The organism is Actinomadura sp. HBU206391 (assembly GCF_014323665.1).
Taxonomy (GTDB): domain Bacteria; phylum Actinomycetota; class Actinomycetes; order Streptosporangiales; family Streptosporangiaceae; genus Actinomadura_C.
Genome location: NZ_JABVEB010000328.1, coordinates 1 through 5,360 on the forward strand (window position 1 = coordinate 1; position 5,360 = coordinate 5,360).

Below are 5,360 nucleotides of genomic sequence, written 5' to 3' on the forward strand. Positions count from 1 at the left end.
GGCGGCGATCAGAGCCGGATCCATTGAGCCTGACGCCACATCACTTAATGAGACATAACGTGCAATCTAAATTAAGCATTTGATGGCTGACTGACGCTGTGGTGACTGATGCGGTCAGTGCATGGCATCCTCTTGCGTACTGGACCGTACGGGAGGTCGCGTGAACGAACGCGAACGGCTCACTCGTCTGCTCGGCCAGCTGCAACGTCTCTCGGACGGGCACTGGCACATCCTGGACCAGCCGTGTCGGGCCATGGAGGACAAGGCATGGGTCGGTCCGAGCGGCCGGCGTTTCGACGGCGACGTTCACCGCAATGCCCGGATCTTACGGAACGAGCTCCAGGAGGCCATCGAACTGGTGCGGGCCAAGCTCGACCACACGCCGCAGGGCGTCAGGTAAGCGATGGCAGGCGATGCGTGGCTGAAGCCCGGCACTTGCGGGGTGAAGCTCAGGGAGTTCGAGGCCATCTCCCGTCGGATGTGTAGGTTCCGCGAACCTGTGAGCAATCGTAAGCTGGCTACCTGCGGCGTTCCCGACGATGAGCAATGATGTCGTGACGCTTGTCCGCGTGATCATGAGCACTCGGCCTTACACGCGTGCGCCCGTACCCCTGAAGTACTTCGCCGGCCAGGGCTCCCGAAGCTCCGGCGAGGGGCAAGGGATCGACGGTCAGTCGGCGGGCAGCTTGGCGCGGGTGGGTCTGCGGCCGGGCTCGAGTTGGGGGCGCTGGCCGGTCTTGAGTTCGGGGACGTACTTGTAGATGGTCGCCCGGCTGACGCCCGGGAGGCGGGCGATGGAGGCGATGGTCGCGTCCGGCTGGGTGAGTGCTGACCGCCATCCAGAACTGGTGGTAGATGGTCTTGTTTTCTGACGGTAGGTGGCCCGGCCACTCGTGGGTGCCTTCGACGATGGGTTCGCGCATGGACTTCGCGAACTCATCGTCGCCGCGATTTCAACCGTCCCGGATATCCCGCTTCCGCGGCGGCGGTCGAGATCAACTCAATGCCGGCCTTTTGGCTCGGCTCAGGTTCGGCTCAGTGCGCCATGATTCGGGTGCGTCCGTCGGAGTTGCTGATGATGGCGCCGCTGGCCTGCCCGATGCGGTACGCGTGGAGCGTCAGGACGCCGCGGCGGCGAAGGTGTGCGTGAACGTCTGCCCGATGGTGCCCTGGGTTCCCTCATTCGAGCTGTTGATGCCGGTCAGTGCCTCACTGCCGGGGATGAGCCTGACGTTCTTGAACAGCGCTGTGGTGACCACAGTGCCGTCTTCTCGGGTACATAGGTCGCTGCACGGACGTGATAGGAGACCTCCCACAGGCAGGGAAAGGGGTCTTGAGCGCCGGGACCTCGGAGACCTGCTTGTAGGTGCGGTCGCCGCCGGTGAGGGCGTGGCTGAAGGAGAGCGGGCCGGTCTGGACCCATTGCCTGCCTCCCGGTTGGGAGGTCATGGCGGCCCTGGATGTGCGTGCTTTGCCGTAGATGTTCGGATTCCGCCGGTGAGAAAGGCGCCGGCGAGGTCGGCTGGCGTACGGAAGGTTATGGGGTAGGGAAGCGCCGACCTTTGCTATGTTTCCGCACGTCAAGCGGGTTCCTCGGATGACCGTTGGGTAGGTGGCGCCGTAGACGACATCTTCCAAGGGTTCTAAGGGGCCGAGAGATGGAGACGGTAGGGCTTGGTCGCACAGGGCTTCAGGTCACGCCGATCGCTTACGGTACGTGGCAGTTCGGCGGGGAGTGGGGTGAGGTCGAGGAGCGGTCGGCGATCGAGAGCATCTGCCACGCCCGCGAACTGGGCATCAACGTCTTCGACACCGCGCAGGGATATGGGTTCGGGACCGCGGAGCGGCTGCTGGGCAGGGCTCTGGCCGGTGAGATGGACCAGGTGGTGATCGCCACCAAGGGTGGGCTGCGCATGGACGGCGACGCGGTGGTGCGCGACTCCAGCCCTGACTGGATACGGCGTGGTGTGGAGGAGAGTCTGACTGCCCTGGGGGTTGACCGCATCGACCTTTATCAGATTCATTGGCCCGACCCGAGGACTTCGCTGGCGGAGACCGCGGTGGTCCTGTGGGAGATGGTCGATGAGGGGCTCATCGACCACGTCGGCGTCTCCAACTTCGACGCTGAGCAGATGCGCGTGTTCTCGGCCGAACGGCAGGTCGAGGCGCTGCAATCGCCTTACCACTTGTTCCATCGGGACATCGAAGGCGACACCCTGTCCTATGCCGCCGAGCACGACGTCGGCGTGCTCGCCTACGGCCCGTTGGCGCACGGGCTTTTGGGCGGCGGGTTCGACGAGAACACCACCTTCCCGGCGAACGACTGGCGATCGGGCCGCCCCGATTTCACCGGTGACACGTTCCGCCGCAACTTGGAGGTGGTCGGCGAGCTTCGTCGCTTCGCCGAGGAGCGGGACGCCACAATCGGGCAGCTCGCCGTGGCGTGGGTACTGGCGCACCCCGCGGTCCAGGTCGCCATCGTCGGCTCCCGCCGCCGGGCCCATCTCGAGGAGACTGTCGGCGCGCTGGACATCGGCCTGGGCAAGGAGGACCTCGCGCAGATCGAGAAGATCATGTCGGGGGCCATACCCCTCCGCACGCCCGCGCCCGAGGCCGCGTGACCACCCCCTTGGATAAGCCGTACCGCCGCGCAGTTGTTCGTATGGTGCGTGCTGCGTATCAACGCCAACCCGGCCGGCGCCTGTGACCGCTTGGTTAGCCCCGGAAGGGGCCCGAGTGCTGGCAGGGTTTCACGCTCGGCACGTGCCCAGGTGATCTACATGCGGTGCCGGTTACACGATGAGTCCTGGGGTAAGCGTTCCATGAAGCCGCTGGGAGACCGCGTGGGCCGGCGACACAGAGCGGGACCTGCTGCCTGGGTTGCGTATCGGCCGTGTCGGGTTCATGGAAAGCCCATACCGCGACTGATCATCGCTGATCGTGTTCCGGCCCCGCCGGATCAAGCCGCACCGCTGTGGCTCCGGCCCAGCAGAAACGAGGCGGGATGCTTGATCTCAATCCATCATTCCGGCCGGTTCGCCGGCATGACGGATATCTGCCGCTGGAGGACCTCGGTCTGATCGGGGATGGCGCGACGGCGGCGCTGGTCGGCTTGGATGGTTCCATCCCGTGGATGTGTCTTCCCCGCTTCGACTCCGAACCGCTGTTCTGTGGCTTGCTGGATCACGCGCACGGCGGGCACTTCACGGTGGCGCCGGAGGATCTGGTGGAGGCCCGGCAGCGCTATGAGCCTGACACCGGGGTGCTGACGACCGAGTTGCGGAGCGCGAGCGGCGTGGTCCGGATCACTGATGCGCTGGTCCTGCGCTCTGGCGCTGATCTCACCGATGACGCACCCGTTAACCGGGCCGAACTGGTCCGTTCGGCCGTCGTCCTGGCCGGGAACGTCCGTCTGCGGGTGGATTTGAGGCCTCGCGGTGGCGGGCAGGCCCGGGCTCTGTTCAGCGGACTGGAAGTACGGGCGTCCCGGCGGCCGGACCTGCGGCTGCATCTGCGCTCCAACCGTCCCCTGACCGGCCTGTGCAGCACATATGACCTGGAACAAGGTGATCGTCTTGAGCTGGTGCTGTCCTGGGGCCGTTTCCATCGCCACCACCGGTTCGACGCCGAGGCGATGCTGCGGGAGACCGCTGAGGCGTGGCGCCGCTGGATGACGCATTTCAGCTACCGCGGTCCTGAAGAGCCATTGGTCCGACGTGCTGCGATCACTTTGAAACTGTGCGACGACTGGGCCAACGGCTCGCTGGTCGCGGCGCCTACGTCCTCGTTGCCCGCGCCGGTCGGCGGGATCCGTAACTGGGATTACCGCTACACCTGGATCCGCGACGCGGCCTTCGCCGTCTTCGCCATGCGCCGCATCGGCTTCGGTGGCGAGGCCGACGCTTTTCTCGGCTGGGTCCTTGACGCCTTCGAGCAAAGCCGGCGGCCGCGGATCATGTACGACCTCAGCGGCAGCCCCGTGCCCGATGAGGTCGAAGACCCCGAGCTGGAAGGCTACCGGCGCTCCGCCCCGGTGCGATGGGGCAACGGCGCCGCCGATCAGCGCCAGCACGACGTCTACGGCGAGATACTAGACTGCGCCGACCAATGGCTGCGCTCCGGCAGCGAGGTCCAGCCCGCGCTGTGGGCCGACCTGGCCGGGCTGGCCGACACCGCGAGCAAGGCGTGGCGGCAACCGGATCAGGGCATCTGGGAGGTACGCGGCGACGGCCGAGTGTTCACCTACTCGGCCGGGATGTGTCAGGTGGCCATGGACCGCGCCGCGGCGATCGGTGAGCGGCTTGGCCTGCCCGAGCGGATCGCGGCCTGGCGAGCTCAGGCCGAGAAGCTGCGCCAGCTCATCTTGGACCAGTCCTGGGACGAGGACGCTCAGACGCTAAGCGAGTTTCTCCACGGCGGCGGCAGTTTGGATGCCAGCTTGCTCGCCCTTCCACTGCGACGCGTCGTCCCGGCTGATCACCCGAGGATGGTGGCGACCACCACAGCAATCGCCGAGCGCCTGTCGGCTGGCGGCGGCTTGCTCTACCGCTACCTGCATGATCAGTCACCCGACGGTATCGCCGGCGATGAGGGCGCCTTCGTGCTGTGCAGCTTCTGGCTCGTTGACAACCTGATCGCCCAAGGCCGGATCGGACAAGCCGAGGAGCTTTATGCCTCGCTGTGCGCCCGCGCGAGCCCGCTCGGGCTGCTGTCAGAGCAGATCGCCCCCTCCACAGGCGAGTTCATGGGCAACTTCCCACAGGCGTTCAGCCACATCGGGATCATCGCCAGCGGCGTGAATCTCGCGCGGGCGAGAGCAGGTGCGACATGATCGATCGACTCGCAGTCTTCGGCGCCACGGGTGATCTCAGCGCACGCTACCTGTTGCCGGCGCTGGCCGCACTGCGGGCGGCGGGACACCTCGGTGAGCGGTTCCAGCTGACTTGCGTCGGCCGGGAAGACTGGGACGGCGAGCAGTTCCGGCGCTGGGCGGCCGGCCAACTCGACCGGCATGGCAGATCCTGGCCGGCCGACGCCAGGAACGCGATCACGGCCTGCGCCTGTTACCGGCGGGCCGATGTCACTGACCCCGCCGACGTCGCATCGGTCATCGTCGGCGATGGGTCGGTCGCCGTCTACCTCGCCCTTCCCCCGGCGGTCTTCCCCGTCGTGGTCACCACGCTGCACCACGTGGGACTGCCGTCGGGCAGCCGGATCGTGCTGGAGAAACCCTTTGGCGAACATCTGGACAGCGCGGTGGAGCTGAACCGGCTGCTCGCCGACCTCGTGCCAGAACAGGCGGTCTTCCGGGTCGACCACTTCCTGGCCATGACGACCGTCCAGAACGTGCTCGGCAGTCG

Annotated in this window: 4 protein-coding genes and 1 pseudogene; 4 read left to right on the top strand and 1 reads right to left on the bottom strand. The window is 66.5% G+C overall.

Annotation, left to right across the window (positions count from 1 at the left end; genetic code table 11):
* Nucleotides 1-160 precede the first annotated feature (160 nt).
* Nucleotides 161-400 carry a hypothetical protein gene (locus HKK72_RS35525; protein WP_187238791.1) on the top strand — a complete coding sequence of 80 codons (240 nt, stop codon included), beginning with the start codon at nt 161-163 and terminating at the stop codon, nt 398-400.
* A 718-nt stretch (nt 401-1,118) separates the two neighbouring features.
* Here the strand turns inward: HKK72_RS35525 and HKK72_RS35530 are convergent.
* Nucleotides 1,119-1,259, bottom strand: a complete 141-nt coding sequence (locus HKK72_RS35530) for a hypothetical protein (RefSeq protein WP_187238792.1) — start codon at nt 1,257-1,259, stop codon at nt 1,119-1,121.
* Between the two features lie 399 nt (nt 1,260-1,658).
* Between HKK72_RS35530 and HKK72_RS35535 the strand changes: the two genes are divergently transcribed.
* The 3 genes and pseudogenes from HKK72_RS35535 to HKK72_RS35545 all read left to right on the top strand — a co-directional run.
* Nucleotides 1,659-2,621, top strand: a complete 963-nt coding sequence (locus HKK72_RS35535; RefSeq protein ID WP_187238793.1) for an aldo/keto reductase — start codon at nt 1,659-1,661, stop codon at nt 2,619-2,621.
* A gap of 383 nt (nt 2,622-3,004) precedes the next feature.
* A complete protein-coding gene (locus HKK72_RS35540; RefSeq protein WP_187238794.1) occupies nt 3,005-4,831 on the top strand; it encodes a glycoside hydrolase family 15 protein in 1,827 nt (608 codons plus the stop codon).
* Nucleotides 4,828-5,360 (top strand): annotated as a pseudogene (locus HKK72_RS35545) (glucose-6-phosphate dehydrogenase); the annotation flags it as partial. The gene HKK72_RS35540 and the pseudogene HKK72_RS35545, both read left to right, overlap by 4 nt.